We start from the raw sequence: 15,348 nt of genomic DNA on the forward strand, positions 1-15,348 counted from the left end.
GCGTCACACGGGCACGCCGGCGGTGGGCGTCGGTGAGGGCTCGCCGCCCGGCGGTGGCGTCGGATCCGCTTCCGCCGGGGGATCGGCGGGCGGTGTCTCCGCGGTGTCGCCTCCGCCGGTGTCGCCTCCGCCGGTGTCCACTCCGCCGGTGCCGCCGGGGTCGCTGGGCCCGGGGTCGGTGGGGCCGGGGTCGGCCGGGCCGGGATTGGCGGGGCCGGGATCGGCGGGGCCGGGATCGGTGGGGCCGGGATCGGAGGGGCCGGGGTCGGTCGGGCCGGGGTCGGGTGTCGCATCCCCGCCGCCGGGTGTGGGGGCGGGAGTCGAGCCCGAGGGGGAGCCGGAGGAGGGGCGCGGGGTGGCCGCCGAACCGCCGGCGGGTGTGGTCCCCTGCGCGGCCCGCCCCTGCGCGGCGGCACGCGTCGAGCTGCCGGGAGTGCGCGGGGGCGTCGCCGAGGCGGGCTTCTTGGCCGGGGTGCGCCGCCACGTCGTGCCCTCGGGGCGGGCGCCCTCCGCCTCGGCGACGGGCTCCACCGCCGACTCGGCGGGCTGGGCGGCGCTGTGGTCACCGGGGCCCGCATCCGCGGCCGCGGCCTCGGGCGCCGCGGTCATATCGGCACGGTCGGAGGCTCCCACGATGGCGGTGCCCAGTGTCGGGGCGCCGGCGACGCCGAGACTCGCCAGCACGACCGCCGCCCCCACCGTGAGGTACGCCGCCACCGGTGCGCGCCGGAACCAGCTGCGCCGCGCGGCACCTGCGGCGGGCTCGGGCCGGAGCGCGGGAGCGTCGTCCTCGACGACGAGCGCCGGCACATCGTCGGCGGGCTCGGCTGCGGCGCGGGCGGCGTCGGCGGCCGCGCGGGCAGCGCCCAGGGCGATGATCGCCTTCGGGTCGGCGTCCAGGGCGATCGGGCGGTCGAACCGCTCCGAGAGCACCTGCGCCACGCGCGGGATGCGGGAGGTCCCGCCGGTCAGCAGGATCGCGTCGACATCGTCGAGGTCCACCCCGGCGCGTTCGAGGGCGTCCTCGAACGCGTCGACGGTGCGGTCCAGGTCGTCGGCGATCATGACCTCGAACTCGTCGCGGCTCAGGCGGACGCTGCGCTGGTCGCCCGACAGCAGCACCGGCACGACGGCCTCGGAGTCGAACGACAGCGACTCCTTGGCATCCACGCACTCCCGCCGCAGCGCCGCCAGCGCCATCCGCCCCGACGTGTCGCCGGCCAGCGCCATGGTGTCCAGGCGCGCCGTGCGCACGACGTGGCGCACGAGGGCATCGTCGAAGTCGGCGCCGCCGAGGTCGGGGATGCCGGCGGGTGCACCGACGATGCGCACGGCCCCATCCGCGTCCTTGCGGAGGGCGACGGCGTCGAAGGTGCCGCCGCCGAAGTCGTAGACGGCGAGAACGCGGCCCTCGGGCAGCGGATTGGTCGACTCGTAGTGGCGGGCGGCGGCCTCCGGCTCGGTGATGACCACGACGCCGCGCCAACCCTGCTCCGACAGCGCCGTCCGCACGATGTCGCTGCGGTACTCGCCCCACGCGGCGGGCACCGTGATCGCCAGCAGCGCGGGGGATCCGCCCTCGCGCTCCACGACGGCGCGCGCTGCCCAGTCCACCGTGCGGGCGTACAGCTCCTCCGGCGCGAAGGCGCGGTCGGCGGCGAGGATCGGCACGTCGTCGCCGATCCGGCGCTTGTACTCCCGGATCAGGCGATCCGGCTGCGTATGCCCCCGCCGCTCGGCCGCGTCGCCGAACAGCAGCTCGCCGTCGGCGGCGAACACCACCGTGGGTGCGTTGTCGCCGCTGCGCCCGAGCGGGAACGGCGTGGCCAGCAGACTGCCGTCCGGCGCGAACCTCGCGATCGCCGCAGATGTCCGGCTGGTGCCGACATCGATCGCCAAATAGTACGGACCATTCATTTCTTCCCCCCGGACGAAGCTGCCCCGAGGGGCCCCCGCGCTCGTTCCGTACGCCAGCAAGGGAAAGCCCAGGCTCATCCCCACTGATGTCCCAATGGCCGATGCGTGCCCCCAGCGCATCGACGTGTGTTGGATTGTGGCACACGCCCGCATGGATGGGAAGGGTGGCCGGCGCCCGGGGCTCGGCAGCAGGTGCCGCATCCGTCGCCGGGCTGGCACTCGCGTTGCGTGAGTGCCAGCTCTTTCCGTACACTGGCGTTAGCACTCACCCCGCGCGGGTGCTAACGAGTCTTCTGTACCGAAGCGTGAAGAAAGAAGAGGTAGACCGTGTCGGTTTCCATCAAGCCGCTCGAGGACCGCATCGTCATCCAGCAGGTCGAGGCTGAGCAGACCACCTCCAGTGGTCTCGTCATCCCCGACACCGCCAAGGAGAAGCCGCAGGAGGGCGAGGTCGTCGCCGTCGGACCCGGCCGCATCGACGACAACGGCAACCGCGTTCCGCTCGACGTCGCCGTCGGCGACCGCGTGATCTACAGCAAGTACGGCGGCACCGAGGTCAAGTTCGGCGCCGACGAGTACCTCGTGCTCTCGGCTCGCGACGTCCTCGCGGTCGTCGTCCGCTGACACCAGTTCTCCGAAAGCCCCGGATGCCTCGGCATCCGGGGCTTTCGCGTGCGTGGCAGGATTCCGCGGTCACGCGCTCGTGCGCGCGGCGTGATGTCCGGCCCGGCGTCGGCGCACGCCCATAGGCTGGGGGAGTGGATCGGACGACGCCCCCCGCCCCCGTCGCACCTGCACCGTCGGAGGCCCGCGAGCGACTGACCGGCGGGGCGTACGCCTTCACCGCGTACCTGCTGTGGGGCATCCTGCCGCTGTACTTCGTCTCGCTCCTGCCCACCGGGGCGTGGGAGCTCGTGGCGTGGCGGATCGTGCTGTCGTTGGTGTTCTGCGTGGTCCTGCTCGCGGTCACCCGTGCGTGGCGGCCGCTGCGGGCGATTCTCCGGCAGCCGAGACTGCTCGGCTGGACGGCCCTGGCCGGCGGACTCATCTATATCAACTGGATGGTCTACGTCCTGGCCACCCTCAGCGGCCACGTCGTGGAGACGAGCCTGGGCTACTTCATCAACCCTCTCGTGACGGTCGTGCTGGGCGTTCTCGTGCTGCGCGAGCGCCTGCGCCTCACCCAGTGGCTCGCCCTCGGGCTGGCCGCCGTCGCGGTCGTCGTCATCGTCGTCGGCTACGGCGCGTTCCCCTGGATCGCCCTGAGCCTGGCGTTCTCCTTCGGCCTGTACGGCCTGGTGAAAAAGCGCATCGGCCCGGCCGTCGACGCCGTCAGCGGGCTCACGCTGGAATCGGCGTGGCTCACCCCCATAGCGCTCGTGCAGCTCGCCGTCGTGGCCGCGATCTCCGGGCTCACCCTGTTCACGGCCGGCCCTGTTCACGCCGTGCTGCTCCTGCTCGCGGGCGTGGTCACCGCCACCCCGCTGCTGTTCTTCGCCGCCGGCGCGCGGCGCACGCCGCTGACGGTCATGGGGATGCTGCAGTTCGTGGCGCCCATCCTGCAGTTCGCGATCGGGGTGTGGGTGTTCGGCGAGCCGATGCCGGTGGAGCGGTGGATCGGGTTCGCCCTCGTGTGGGTCGCCCTCATCGTGCTGACCGCCGACTCCGTCGCGGCCGCGCGTCGCGGCCGGCGGGCGGGCGCGGACGTCGCCGAACCGGCCTGAGTCAGGCCGCAGCATCCGCACATAACGATTTGGGCGCCGTTACACATCGTTAACGAACGGCAATACCGGCGAGATGGCCCGCGGACTAGGTTTGGGGCACTGGGTCGGCGCCCGAGTCGGCCAGCGTTCATACACAGCAAGGAGCATCATGAGCGTCTTCACACGTTCGCGTGCGGGCAAGGTCTTCGGCGCCATCGCCGTGGCCGGTGTCAGCGCGCTCTTCCTGGCCGGGTGCGGCGGTGGCGGCGGAGAGGCCGCCGAGACCGGCGGCGGTAACTCCTCCGAAGTCGGCGGCGAGCTCGACCTCAAGATCGGCACGGCGCTTCCCCAGACGGGGACCCTGGCCTTCCTGGGCCCGCCGGAAGAGGCCGGCGTCGGCTACGCCGCGGCGCAGATCAACGAGATCTCCGACGAGACGGGTCTGTCGCTCGAGGTCGTCTTCGGCGACTCAGGCGACACCGACAACAAGGCCTACGAGACCGAGATCCCCCGCCTGCTGGCCGAGGACGTCTCCGCCGTCATCGGCGCCGCGTCCTCGGGCGTCTCGCTGCAGTTCATCGACCAGGTGACCGGTGCCGGCGTCATCCAGTTCTCGCCGGCGAACACCTCCGACGAGTTCACGACGTACGAGGACAACGGCCTGTACTTCCGCACCGCACCCTCCGACGTGTTGCAGGGCGAGGTGCTCGGCAACCTCATCGCAGAGGACGGCAACCAGACCCTCGGCCTGATCGTGCTCAACGACTCGTACGGTACGGGCCTGGCCAAGTACGTCTCCGAGGCCTTCGAGGCCGCCGGTGGCGAGGTGGTCGCCGAGACCACGTACAACACCGGTGACACCACGTTCGACACGCAGATCAGCGAGGTTCTCGCGGCCGACCCCGACGCGATCGCGCTGATCACGTTCGACGAGGTCGCCACGATCCTGCCGAGCCTGTTCGGGTCGTACCCGGCCGAAGACCTGTACTTCGTCGACGGCAACCTGAAGAACTTCGCCGACGCGTTCCCGGCCGGCTCCCTCACGGGCGCCAAGGGCACGCTGCCCGGTCTGTCGATCGACTCGATCGCGGACTTCACCGGCGAGCTCGACGCGTTCGTCGAGGCGGAGGGTCTGCCGGCGCTGGAGGACTACAGCTACGCGGCCGAGTCCTACGACGCCACGATCCTGCTCTCCCTCGCGGCCCTCGCGGCCGGGTCGACCGACTCCGCGGATATCGCGGAGAAGCTCATCGAGGTCTCGGGTGGTTCGGGTGACGGGGAGACGTGCTCCACGTACGCCGACTGCGCCCAGATCATCCTGGACGGCGGCACGGCCGACTACGAGGGCATCTCGGGTCCGATCACGTTCGACGAGGTCGGCGACCCGACCGAGGCGTCGATCGGCATCTACCAGTACGGCGAGGACAACAACTACTCCGCCTACGAGGGCTGATCGCAGCATCCACACGGAAGGGCCCCGGTCTTCGACCGGGGCCCTTCCCCGTGCCCGCCCGGCCCACCCCAGATCCGCGAGACTGCACGCCACCGGCGAGACCGCGACATGATGTCGCGGTCTCGTCACGTGCGTGCAGTCTCGCGGAGCACTGGGCGGCGCGGGCGGCGCGGGCGGCGCGGGCGCGCGGATGGCCGCGGGGCGGCGGGGCGGGGCGAGCGGGCTACTGGCCGAGGGTGCCGAGGTACAGCTCGGTGACCTTGGGGTCGTTCAGGAGCTCGCGGCCGGTGCCGGTGTAGGCGTCCCGGCCCTGGTCCAGCACGTAGCCGCGGTCGCAGATCTGCAGGCAGCGGCGCGCGTTCTGCTCGACCATGATGCACGTGACGCCGGCCTTGTTGATCTCCGAGACCCGGATGAACGCCTCATCCTGCCGCACCGGCGAGAGACCGGCCGACGGCTCGTCCAGGAGCAGCACCTTCGGGTCCATCATGAGCGCGCGGCTCATGGCGACCATCTGCCGCTCGCCGCCGGAGAGCGACCCTGCGCGCTGCTTCAGCCGCTTGCCGAGCTCCGCGAAGATGCCGGTGACGAACTCCAGGCGCTCCTTGTAGGCCTTGGGGCGCTGGTACAGCCCCATCTGGAGGTTCTCCTCGATCGTGAGGCTGGGGAAGACGTTGTTGCTCTGCGGGATGAAGCCCACCCCGCGCCCGACGAGCTTGTTCGCCTTCAGGCCGGTGATGTCCTCGCCCTCGAGCAGGATCTTCCCCGAGCGCACGTTGACCTGCCCGAAGATCGCCTTCAGCAGCGTGGACTTGCCCGCGCCGTTCGGGCCGATGATCCCGACCAGCTCCCCCTGGGAGGCGGTCAGCGAACAGCCGTTGAGGATGTTCACGCCGGGGAGGTAGCCGGCGTGGACGTCGTCGATGACGACGACGGCGGTGTCGGTGGCGACCGTGCTCATCGGCGGTTCTCCTCGTCTTCGGCGACGCCCTCGTCCACGAGGATCGCGGCGCTGGCGCTCTCGGATGCGGCGGCATCCGTCGTCGGATCGGCCAGGATGACCGGGATGCGGCCGGTGACCACGCCCAGGTCGAGCTCCTGGTGCGCGCCCAGGTAGGCGTCGATCACGGCGGGATTCTTCATGACCGACTCCGGATCGCCCTCGGCGACCACGCGGCCCTCGGCCATCACGATCACCCAGTCGGCGATGTGGCGCACCATGTGCATGTCGTGCTCGACGAACAGCACGGTCATGCCGAGGTCTTTGAGGTCGAGGATGTGGTCCAGCAGCGACTGCGTCAGCGCGGGGTTCACCCCGGCCATCGGCTCGTCGAGCATGACGAGCGTGGGCTCGGTCATGAGCGAGCGCGCCATCTCCAGGAGCTTGCGCTGGCCTCCGGAGAGGGAAGCGGCGAAGTCGTCGGCCTTCGCGTCGAGTTTGAACTTGCGCAGCAGGCCCTCCGCGCGCTCTTCGATCCCGGCGTCCTGCGGGCGCCACATCGCGGGGATGAGGCTCTGGAAGAACCGCTCGCCGCGCTGACCGGTCGCGCCCAGCTTCATGTTCTCCATGACCGTGAGCAGGCCCAGGGCCTTGGTCAGCTGGAACGTGCGCACGAGCCCCATACGGGCGACCTTGTACGCCGGCACCCCCGACAGGGACTTGCCGTCGAAGGTCCAGGATCCGCTGTTGGGCTTGTCGAAGCCCGTGAGCAGATTGAAGAGCGTCGTCTTGCCCGCGCCGTTGGGGCCGATGAGGGCGGTGATCGCGCCGCGCGGGATCTCCAGGTGCTCGACGTCGACGGCGTTGATGCCGCCGAACGAGCGCGTGATGTCGTCGGCGACGATGATCGGGTCGACCTTCTTCACCCCGGGGCCGGGGGTGCCCACGTGCAGGCCGGTGGCCTTCGCGCGCGGCGTGGGGGAGGTCGGCGTCGGCTCGACGGGGATGTCCCCGCCGGGGGAAGGTGCGTTATTTGACAAAGGTCAGCTCCTTCTTGTTGCCGAGGATGCCCTGCGGCATGAAGATCACCAGCAGCATCAGCGCGACGCCGACGAGGATGAAGCGCAGCGTGCCGGCCTGGATCTGGTTCATGAAGGGCAGGAAGCCCGCCTGCACGAGCGCCGGCAGCACGTTGGAGAGGAACGTCTGCAGCACCCAGAAGATGAGCGAGCCCAGGAGCGGTCCGAACACCGTGGCCGCACCGCCCAGGAGGAGCGCGGTCCACACGAAGAAGGTCAGCGACGTGACGTAGACGCCGGGGCTCACCGCCGAGGGGAGGGCGTACACGATCCCACCGGCCGCGGCGAGCATGCCGCCCAGCACGAGCGACTGCATCTTGTAGGAGAAGACGTTCTTGCCGAGCGAGCGCACGGCGTCCTCGTCTTCGCGGATGCCCTTGAGCACGCGGCCCCACGGGCTGCGCATGAGCATCCACACCACGAGCACGGCGATGCCGAGGGTGACCAGGCCCATGATGCGGACCCACCACCCGTTCTCGTTGTACGTCCACGGCCCGAGGCCATAGGTGCCGTCGGGCAGCGGATTCGAGGCGCGGAAGCTCGTGTGGTAGCCGCTGAGCCCGTCGGCGGAGCCGGTGAACTCGTCGAAGGCCGTCGTGAGGAACAGCAGGCGCACCACCTCGGCGGCGGCGATCGTGACGATCGCGAGGTAGTCGCCTCGCAGCCGCAGCGTCGGGATGCCGAGGATCAGGGCGAACACCGCCGCAGCCCCCAGGCCGACCAGCGCTCCGGCCCACCAGGGCAGCCCGAAGGAGAGGATCGAGATGGCGTAGCCGTAGGCGCCGATCGCCATGAAGCCGGCGATGCCCATGTTGATGAGGCCCGCGTAGCCGAAGTGCACCGCCAGGCCCAGGGCCGCCAGCGCGTAGCCGATCGTGGCGGGACTGAGGATCGAGGATGCGGTGTTCGAGAGGATGGGAAGCCAGTCCATGGTTCGCGCCTAACCTATTCTCTCGCGGCGGCCGAGGATACCCTGCGGTCGGAACAGCAGGATGACGATCAGGATCAGAAGTGCGGTGGCGTACTTGAGGTCGGACGGGATGCCGAACAGGGTCGACACCTCCACGAGCAGGCCCACGACGATCGCGCCGATGAGGGCGCCGAACGCCGTGCCCAGGCCGCCCAGGGTGACGGCGGCGAACATCAGCAGCAGCACCTGCGCCCCCATGTCCCACTTGATGCCGGGGCGGTAGTACGCATAGAGGATGCCGGCCAGGGCGGCCATCGCGCCGGCCACGATCCACACCACCCGGACGACGAAGTCGACGTCGATGCCGGATGCGGAGGCAAGCGACGGGTTGTCGGAGATGGCTCGCGTGGCCTTGCCCAGCCGCGACCGGGTCAGCCACAGGGCGAAGGCGACGATCACGACGAGGGAGATGCCGATGGAGACCATGTCGATGACGCTCATCTGCACCGACCCGAACAGGTTGATCTTCGGTGCCGAGGAGAACGGCAGCTGGCTCGTGCCGCCGCCGATGAAGAACTGGTAGATGTACCGCAGCGTGAGCGACAGCCCGATGCTCACGATCATCAGCTGGACGACCGCGACGCGTCGGCGTCGGAGCGGCCGCCACAGCACCATGTCCATCACGAGCCCGAACACCGCCCCCAGGATCACCGCCAGGGGGAACCCGAGCCACCACGGCAGCGACAGCCCGACGAGGAACAGGGCCGCGACGGCGCCGAACGTGACCATCTCGCCGTGGGCGAAGTTGGAGATGCCGGTGGTGCCGAACACGAGCGAGAGCCCGACGGCGGCCAGGGCCAGCGTGAGGCCGAAGTTCAGGCCCTGCACGGTCCGCTGGATGAGCTGGTCGAAGAAGCTCGTGACGTTGCGCTCGCCCTCGCCGATGAAGAAGTTCACGGTGACGCGGCCGCCGGCGCCGACCTCGACCTCTTTCACGTTGGGGCTGTCGTCCTCGGGGTCGACCACGGCGATGCCCTCGGGGAGCGTGTCCTCGTCGAGGGTGACGGTGTACTCCTCGCCGCGCTCGGGGACGCCGACGCGCCACTGGCCCGCGGCATCCGTCTCCGCCTCCTGATCACCCCCCGGCCCGTCGATGACCAGGATGACGCCTTCGAGCGGTTCGCCGTCGAGCTGGACGTTGCCGCTGATGCGATAGGGGTCGTCCTCGGCCGCGACGGCGGGCGCCGAGCCGGCGAACACTCCGAGCAACGTCAGGAGAAGCGCGAACAAGGCGGGGAGCGCTCCCGCGCGCTTTCGGCGCGCCGCAGTGGTCGTGGGACTCACAGATCCTCCAGTCGGCGACAAAGCCGATGTTCGGGTCGTATCGGCAGTGATGAACGACGCTACGAGCGTAATGTGTCGGCCGTGTTTCACCTACCTCACGGCAATGACGCGTGACCGGTCTGGAATACTACGCACTACACGGGCGATCGGAGTCATCCGGGGGAATTTTCCTTCCCCGCGTCGCCTTAGAATCTGTAGAGCGCGGACTTTCGCGCCGGCCGTCGTCGTCCCTCGAGCAACGCGCCGCGCGCGCAGGAGAACCATGGAGAACCACGACCCCTTCGGCTTCGTCGGCCTCACCTACGACGACGTCCTCCTCCTTCCCGGGCACACGGATGTCATCCCCAGCGAGGCCGACACCTCCTCGCGGGTGACGCGTCGGATCACCGTGGCGACGCCGCTGCTGTCGGCGGCGATGGACACCGTCACCGAGGCGCGCCTGGCGATCGCGATCGCGCGTGAGGGCGGCCTGGGCATCCTGCACCGCAATGCCTCCATCCAGGAGCAGGCCTCGATGGTCGACCGGGTCAAGCGCAGCGAATCGGGCATGATCACCGACCCGATCACGACGACGCCGGATGCCTCGATCGAGGAAGTGGACGCGCTGTGCGCGCAGTACCGCATCTCGGGTCTCCCCGTCGTCGATGACGACGGGCGGCTCCTGGGCATCATCACCAACCGCGACATGCGGTTCGTCTCCGGTTTCGAGCGGCGCACGACGAAGGTGCGCGACGTCATGACGCGCGAGGGTCTCATCACCGGCCGCGTCGGGATCGGCGCCAACGAGGTCATCGCCCTCTTCGCGCAGCACCGCGTGGAGAAGCTGCCCCTCATCGACGACGACGGCAAGCTCGCCGGCCTCATCACGATCAAGGACTTCGACAAGAGCGAGAAGTATCCCCTCGCGACCAAGGACGAGCACGGGCGCCTCCGCGTGGGCGCGGCGATCGGATTCTTCGGCGACGCGTGGGAGCGGGCCGAGGCCCTCCGCGACGTCGGCGTCGACGTCCTCGTCGTGGACACGGCCAACGGTCAGTCCGCGGGTGTCATCGACATGGTGCGACGCCTGAAGTCCGACCCGTCCTTCGCGCACATCGACGTCATCGGCGGCAACGTCGCCACGCGCGAGGGCGCGCAGGCGCTCGTGGACGCCGGCGCGGATGCGGTCAAGGTCGGCGTGGGTCCGGGATCCATCTGCACGACGCGGATCGTCGCCGGCGTCGGCGTGCCGCAGGTCACGGCGATCTGGGAGGCGTTCCAGGCCACGCGGGAGGCGGGCATCCCCGTCATCGCCGACGGCGGGCTGCAGTACTCCGGCGACATCGCCAAGGCGCTGGTCGCCGGGGCCGACACCGTCATGCTCGGCTCGTTGCTGGCCGGCACGGACGAGTCGCCGGGCGAGATCGTCTTCCAGGGCGGCAAGCAGTTCAAGCAGTACCGCGGCATGGGGTCGCTCGGCGCGCTGCAGACGCGCGGGAAGAAGACGTCGTACTCCAAGGACCGCTACTTCCAGGCCGACGTGCCCACCGACGACAAGCTCATCCCCGAGGGTATCGAGGGGCAGGTCGCCTACCGCGGGCCACTCTCGGCCGTCGCCTATCAGCTCGTCGGCGGACTGCGTCAGTCGATGTTCTACGTCGGTGCCCGCACGATCGAGGAGCTCAAGGCCAAGGGACGCTTCGTCCGCATCACCGCGGCAGGGCTCAAGGAATCGCACCCGCACGACGTGCAGATCGTCGTCGAGGCGCCCAACTACAGCCGCAAGTAGGCCCGGCGCGCGTGCCTGCCCGCGCCGGCGGGGCGGAAACGGCTGGCGGGTAGGCTGGAGCGGTGACCATGGAGATCGATCTGGGCCGCGCCAAGCGCGCCCGCCGCGCGTACACGTTCGACGACATCGCCGTCGTGCCGTCACGGCGCACCCGTAACCCCGAGGACGTCTCGACGGGGTGGACGATCGACGCGTTCCCCTTCGAGATCCCGGTGCTCGGCGCCCCGATGGACTCGGTGGTCAGCCCCCGCACGGCCATCATGCTCGGACAGCTCGGTGGCCTGGGCGTGCTCGACCTCGAGGGCCTGTGGACCCGCTACGAAGACCCCGAGCCGCACCTGGCCGAGATCGCGGCCCTGGACGACGCGCTCGCGACCCGGCGTATGCAGGAGCTGTACTCGGAGCCGATCAAGCCCGAGCTCGTCCGTGACCGCCTCGCCGAGATCCGCGCAGCCGGGGTCACCGTCGCCGGTGCGCTCACGCCCCAGCGGACGCAGGAGCTGTATGAGACCGTCGTCGCCGCCGGCGTCGACCTGTTCGTCATCCGCGGCACGACGGTGTCGGCTGAGCACGTCTCCAGCGGCAGCGCGCCGCTGAACCTGAAGAAGTTCATCTACGACCTCGACGTGCCCGTCATCGTCGGCGGCGCCGGCACCTACACCGCCGCCCTGCACCTCATGCGCACGGGGGCCGCGGGCGTGCTGGTCGGATTCGGCGGGGGAGCGGCGTCCACCACGCGGGCGACCCTCGGCATCCACGCGCCCATGGCCACCGCCGTGGCCGATGTCGCCGGTGCCCGCCGCGACTACCTCGACGAGTCGGGCGGACGCTACGTCCACGTCATCGCCGACGGCGGCGTGGGCACCTCCGGCGACATCGTGAAGGCGCTCGCCATGGGCGCCGACGCCGTCATGCTCGGTGTCGCGCTGGCGCGGGCGACGGATGCGCCGGGCCGCGGCTATCACTGGGGCCCCGAGGCGCACCACCCGCAGCTGCCGCGCGGACGCCGCGTGCGCGTGGACCAGATCGGCGCGCTCGAGGAGATCCTGTACGGGCCGGCCCCCGTCTCCGACGGCACGGCCAACCTCATCGGGGCGCTGCGCAAGTCGATGGCGACCACCGGGTACTCCGACCTCAAGGAGTTCCAGCGCGTCGAGGTGGTCGTCGCCCCATACGGCTCCTGATGTCCGAGGTCCCGCCCCGCGACGAGCCGGTCCGCGCCGACCCGGCCGCCGAGCCCGTCGACGCGTTCCCGCCCACGCTGCGCGAAGTCATGCTGCGCCCGCAGTGGCTCGGCATGCTGGCGCTGTCGCTCGTCGTGGCGGGGGTGTTCGCGTGGCTCGGGCAGTGGCAGCTGGGCAACGCCATCGACACCTCCCCGCCGCCGCCGGGGATGACCGAGGAGGTGCGGCCGCTCGCCGACGTCGCCCAGCCCGGCGAGTACCTGCCGGAGCCGCTCGTGGGTCAGCGCGTGGAGACGGTCGGGCGGTGGATCCCCGGCGACTTCCTCGTCGTCTCCGCCCGCGTGAACGACGGCGTGGAGGGGTACTGGGTGACCGGGCAGCTGCGCCTGGCCGACACCCCCGAGCCGACGTCGGTCGCCGTCGCGGTGGGATGGGCCGCCGACCGCGCGAGTGCCGAAGCCGCCGCATCCGCGCTGTCGGAGCAAGCCGCCGCAGACCCCGAGGCGCTGGTGGAGATCAGCGGGCGCCTCATCTCCGACGAGGGCCCGGCGCTCCCGCCGCCCGGCGCCGATCCGGAGGAGATCACGCGGATGTCGCCGCCGGCGCTGCTCTCGCGGTGGCACGACATCGAGGGTCTGTCGGTCTATCGTCCGTACGTCACCTCGTGGGAGGCGCTGGGGGGCCTGGAGGAGATCTCCTCTCCCGCCCCCGAGGAGGGCGGCGCGGTGAACTGGCTCAACCTGTTCTACGCCGCCGAGTGGGCGGTGTTCGCCGGGTTCGCCTTCTACATGTGGTACCGGCTCGCTCGTGACGCGTGGGAGAAAGAGGTCGAAGACCTCGAGGATGCCGCCGCCCCCTGACGCGCGCCCGAGCGCTGTGCCGCACGTGCGCTCGTCGGGGGCACACAGGTCGCCCGGGTAGAATGCCGCCATGCCCGCAGCCCCCAAACTCGCCACGTTTCCGGCGATCCGCGGAGCGCTGAAGTTCTACCAGATCTGCTCGATCATCACCGGTATCGGACTGCTCCTGCTCCTGGCCGAGATGATCCTGAAGTACACGCCGCTGCACCTCGAACTGTTCGCGGGCGGTTCGGGCGGCCCGCTGTGGCTCGCGACCGTCATCGCCGGGCCCACGTGCGAGTGGTGGTCGCTGTTCCTGCCGCAGACCAACACGTGCGAGATGATCTCCACCGGCGACGGCGCGAACATCTCGCTGTTCATCCTCGTCGCGCACGGCTGGTTCTACGTCGTGTACCTCTTCGCGTGCTTCCGGCTGTGGAGCCTCATGCGCTGGCCGCTGCGCCGGTTCCTCCTCCTGGCCCTCGGCGGCGTCGTGCCGCTGCTGTCCTTCATCCTCGAGGGCAGGACCGCGAAGCAGGTGCGCACCTACCTCGATGAGCGCGAGGCGGCCGCAGCCGCCGCATCCATCCCGGCATCCGCCGAACCCGCCCCGAAAGGCACCCGGTGACCGAACAGACCGAGACCTCCCAGCGTCCCGTCCTCGTCGTCGACTTCGGCGCGCAGTACGCGCAGCTGATCGCGCGGCGCGTGCGCGAAGCCGGCGTCTACAGCGAGATCGTCCCGCACACCGCCACGGCGGAGGAGATCGCCGCCAAGAGCCCGGTCGGCATCATCCTCTCCGGCGGCCCGTCGTCCGTGTACGAGGAGGGTGCGCCGTCGCTGGATGCGGGCGTGTTCGACCTCGGCGTCCCCACCCTCGGCATCTGCTACGGCTTCCAGGTCATGGCGCAGGCGCTGGGCGGCGAGGTCGCCCACACCGGCCTGCGCGAATACGGTGCGACGGATGCGACGGTCGTGACCGAGGGGACGCTCCTGCAGGGGCAGCCGCCTGAGCAGAACGTGTGGATGAGCCACGGCGACCAGGTCGCCCGCGCACCCGAGGGCTTCGACGTGCTCGCGCGCACCGCCGCGACGCCTGTGGCCGCCTTCGCAAACGACACCCGCAAGCTCTACGGCGTGCAATGGCACCCCGAGGTCAAGCACACCGATCACGGCCAGGCGGTGCTGGAGAACTTCCTCCACCGCGCCGCCGGCCTCCCCGCCGACTGGAACAGCGGCAACGTCATCGCCGAGCAGGTCGACAAGATCCGCGCCCAGGTCGGCACCGGCCGTGTGCTGTCGGCGCTGTCGGGCGGGGTGGACTCCGCGGTCTCCACGGCGCTCGTGCACAAGGCCGTCGGCGACCAGCTGACCGCCGTGTTCATCGACCACGGCCTCCTCCGCAAGGGTGAGCGCGAGCAGGTCGAGAACGACTACGTCGCCTCCACCGGCGTGCGCCTGATCACCGTCGACGCGCGCGAGACGTTCCTCAGCGCCCTCGCCGGGGTGAGCGACCCCGAGCAGAAGCGCAAGATCATCGGGCGCGAGTTCATCCGGGCGTTCGAGAACGTGCAGACCGACCTGCTCGCCGAGGCGGCCGCCGAGGGCGACCCCATCCGCTTCCTGGTCCAGGGGACGCTGTACCCCGACGTCGTGGAATCCGGCGGCGGCTCGGGCACGGCCAACATCAAGAGCCACCACAACGTCGGCGGCCTTCCCGAGGACATGCAGTTCGAGCTCGTCGAGCCGCTGCGCACCCTCTTCAAGGACGAGGTGCGCGCGATCGGCCGCGAGCTCGGCCTTCCCGAGGCGATCGTCGGTCGCCAGCCCTTTCCGGGCCCCGGCCTCGGCATCCGGATCGTGGGTGAGGTCACCGCTGACCGCCTCGAGATCCTGCGTGACGCCGACGCCATCGCCCGCGCGGAGCTGACGAAGGCGGGCCTGGACGGCGAGATCTGGCAGTGCCCTGTCGTGCTCCTCGCCGACGTGCGCTCGGTGGGCGTGCAGGGCGACGGCCGCACGTACGGGCACCCCATCGTGCTGCGCCCGGTCTCCAGCGAAGATGCCATGACCGCCGACTGGACGCGCCTGCCCTACGACGTGCTCTCGCGCATCTCCAACCGCATCACCAACGAAGTGCGCGAGGTCAACCGCGTCGTGCTGGACGTCACGTCCAAGCCGCCGGGAACCATCGAGTGGGAGTGACCCCCG

The 15,348-nt window shown here is 70.6% G+C and carries 13 protein-coding genes; 8 read left to right on the plus strand and 5 right to left on the minus strand.

All coding sequences use genetic code 11. The features are described 5' to 3' along the window. Positions 1–3 precede the first annotated feature (3 nt). Positions 4–1,917: an Hsp70 family protein gene (locus E4K62_RS18965; protein ID WP_167747729.1), complete on the minus strand. Its 1,914-nt coding sequence runs from the start codon at positions 1,915–1,917 to the stop codon at positions 4–6. A 327-nt stretch (positions 1,918–2,244) separates the two neighbouring features. Between E4K62_RS18965 and groES the strand changes: the two genes are divergently transcribed. The 3 genes from groES to E4K62_RS03480 all read left to right on the plus strand — a co-directional run bounded on the left by groES (position 2,245) and on the right by E4K62_RS03480 (position 5,073). After that, positions 2,245–2,541: a co-chaperone GroES gene (gene groES, locus E4K62_RS03470; RefSeq protein WP_135063578.1), complete on the plus strand. Its 297-nt coding sequence runs from the start codon at positions 2,245–2,247 to the stop codon at positions 2,539–2,541. A 134-nt stretch (positions 2,542–2,675) separates the two neighbouring features. Next, positions 2,676–3,641: an EamA family transporter RarD gene (rarD, locus tag E4K62_RS03475; RefSeq protein WP_135063580.1), complete on the plus strand. Its 966-nt coding sequence runs from the start codon at positions 2,676–2,678 to the stop codon at positions 3,639–3,641. Positions 3,642–3,789: 148 nt separating this feature from the next. Further along, positions 3,790–5,073 carry an ABC transporter substrate-binding protein gene (locus E4K62_RS03480; protein WP_135063582.1) on the plus strand — a complete coding sequence of 428 codons (1,284 nt, stop codon included), beginning with the start codon at positions 3,790–3,792 and terminating at the stop codon, positions 5,071–5,073. A 223-nt stretch (positions 5,074–5,296) separates the two neighbouring features. Here the strand turns inward: E4K62_RS03480 and E4K62_RS03485 are convergent, their stop codons facing one another. The 4 genes from E4K62_RS03485 to E4K62_RS03500 all read right to left on the minus strand — a co-directional run bounded on the left by E4K62_RS03485 (position 5,297) and on the right by E4K62_RS03500 (position 9,346). Continuing rightward, the gene (locus tag E4K62_RS03485) at positions 5,297–6,034 is read right to left on the minus strand and encodes an ABC transporter ATP-binding protein (RefSeq protein ID WP_135063584.1); all 738 of its coding nucleotides are present in this window, start codon (positions 6,032–6,034) and stop codon (positions 5,297–5,299) included. After that, a complete protein-coding gene (locus E4K62_RS03490; RefSeq protein WP_240742927.1) occupies positions 6,031–6,966 on the minus strand; it encodes an ABC transporter ATP-binding protein in 936 nt (311 codons plus the stop codon). Before E4K62_RS03490 ends, E4K62_RS03485 begins: the two co-directional genes overlap by 4 nt. 76 nt (positions 6,967–7,042) lie before the next feature. After that, positions 7,043–8,023 (minus strand): branched-chain amino acid ABC transporter permease, encoded by a 981-nt coding sequence (locus E4K62_RS03495; RefSeq protein ID WP_135063586.1) that lies wholly within the window; start codon positions 8,021–8,023, stop codon positions 7,043–7,045. A gap of 9 nt (positions 8,024–8,032) precedes the next feature. Next, positions 8,033–9,346, minus strand: a complete 1,314-nt coding sequence (locus tag E4K62_RS03500; protein ID WP_240742804.1) for a branched-chain amino acid ABC transporter permease — start codon at positions 9,344–9,346, stop codon at positions 8,033–8,035. 262 nt (positions 9,347–9,608) lie between these two features. On the opposite strand from E4K62_RS03500, the gene guaB reads away from it, so the two are divergent. The 5 genes from guaB (at position 9,609) to guaA (ending at position 15,342) form a co-directional block, all read left to right on the plus strand. Then, positions 9,609–11,114, plus strand: a complete 1,506-nt coding sequence (gene guaB / locus E4K62_RS03505; RefSeq protein WP_135063588.1) for an IMP dehydrogenase — start codon at positions 9,609–9,611, stop codon at positions 11,112–11,114. A gap of 68 nt (positions 11,115–11,182) precedes the next feature. Continuing rightward, positions 11,183–12,298 carry a GuaB3 family IMP dehydrogenase-related protein gene (locus E4K62_RS03510; RefSeq protein WP_135070854.1) on the plus strand — a complete coding sequence of 372 codons (1,116 nt, stop codon included), beginning with the start codon at positions 11,183–11,185 and terminating at the stop codon, positions 12,296–12,298. 89 nt (positions 12,299–12,387) lie between these two features. Further along, positions 12,388–13,158 carry an SURF1 family protein gene (locus E4K62_RS03515; protein ID WP_135070857.1) on the plus strand — a complete coding sequence of 257 codons (771 nt, stop codon included), beginning with the start codon at positions 12,388–12,390 and terminating at the stop codon, positions 13,156–13,158. Between the two features lie 70 nt (positions 13,159–13,228). Continuing rightward, positions 13,229–13,765 (plus strand): DUF3817 domain-containing protein, encoded by a 537-nt coding sequence (locus E4K62_RS03520; protein ID WP_135063590.1) that lies wholly within the window; start codon positions 13,229–13,231, stop codon positions 13,763–13,765. Beyond that, positions 13,762–15,342 (plus strand): glutamine-hydrolyzing GMP synthase, encoded by a 1,581-nt coding sequence (gene guaA, locus E4K62_RS03525; RefSeq protein WP_135063592.1) that lies wholly within the window; start codon positions 13,762–13,764, stop codon positions 15,340–15,342. The genes E4K62_RS03520 and guaA overlap by 4 nt, the downstream gene beginning before the upstream one ends. Positions 15,343–15,348: the final 6 nt, after the last annotated feature.

It is taken from the genome of Microbacterium wangchenii, from assembly GCF_004564355.1.
GTDB lineage: Bacteria > Actinomycetota > Actinomycetes > Actinomycetales > Microbacteriaceae > Microbacterium > Microbacterium wangchenii.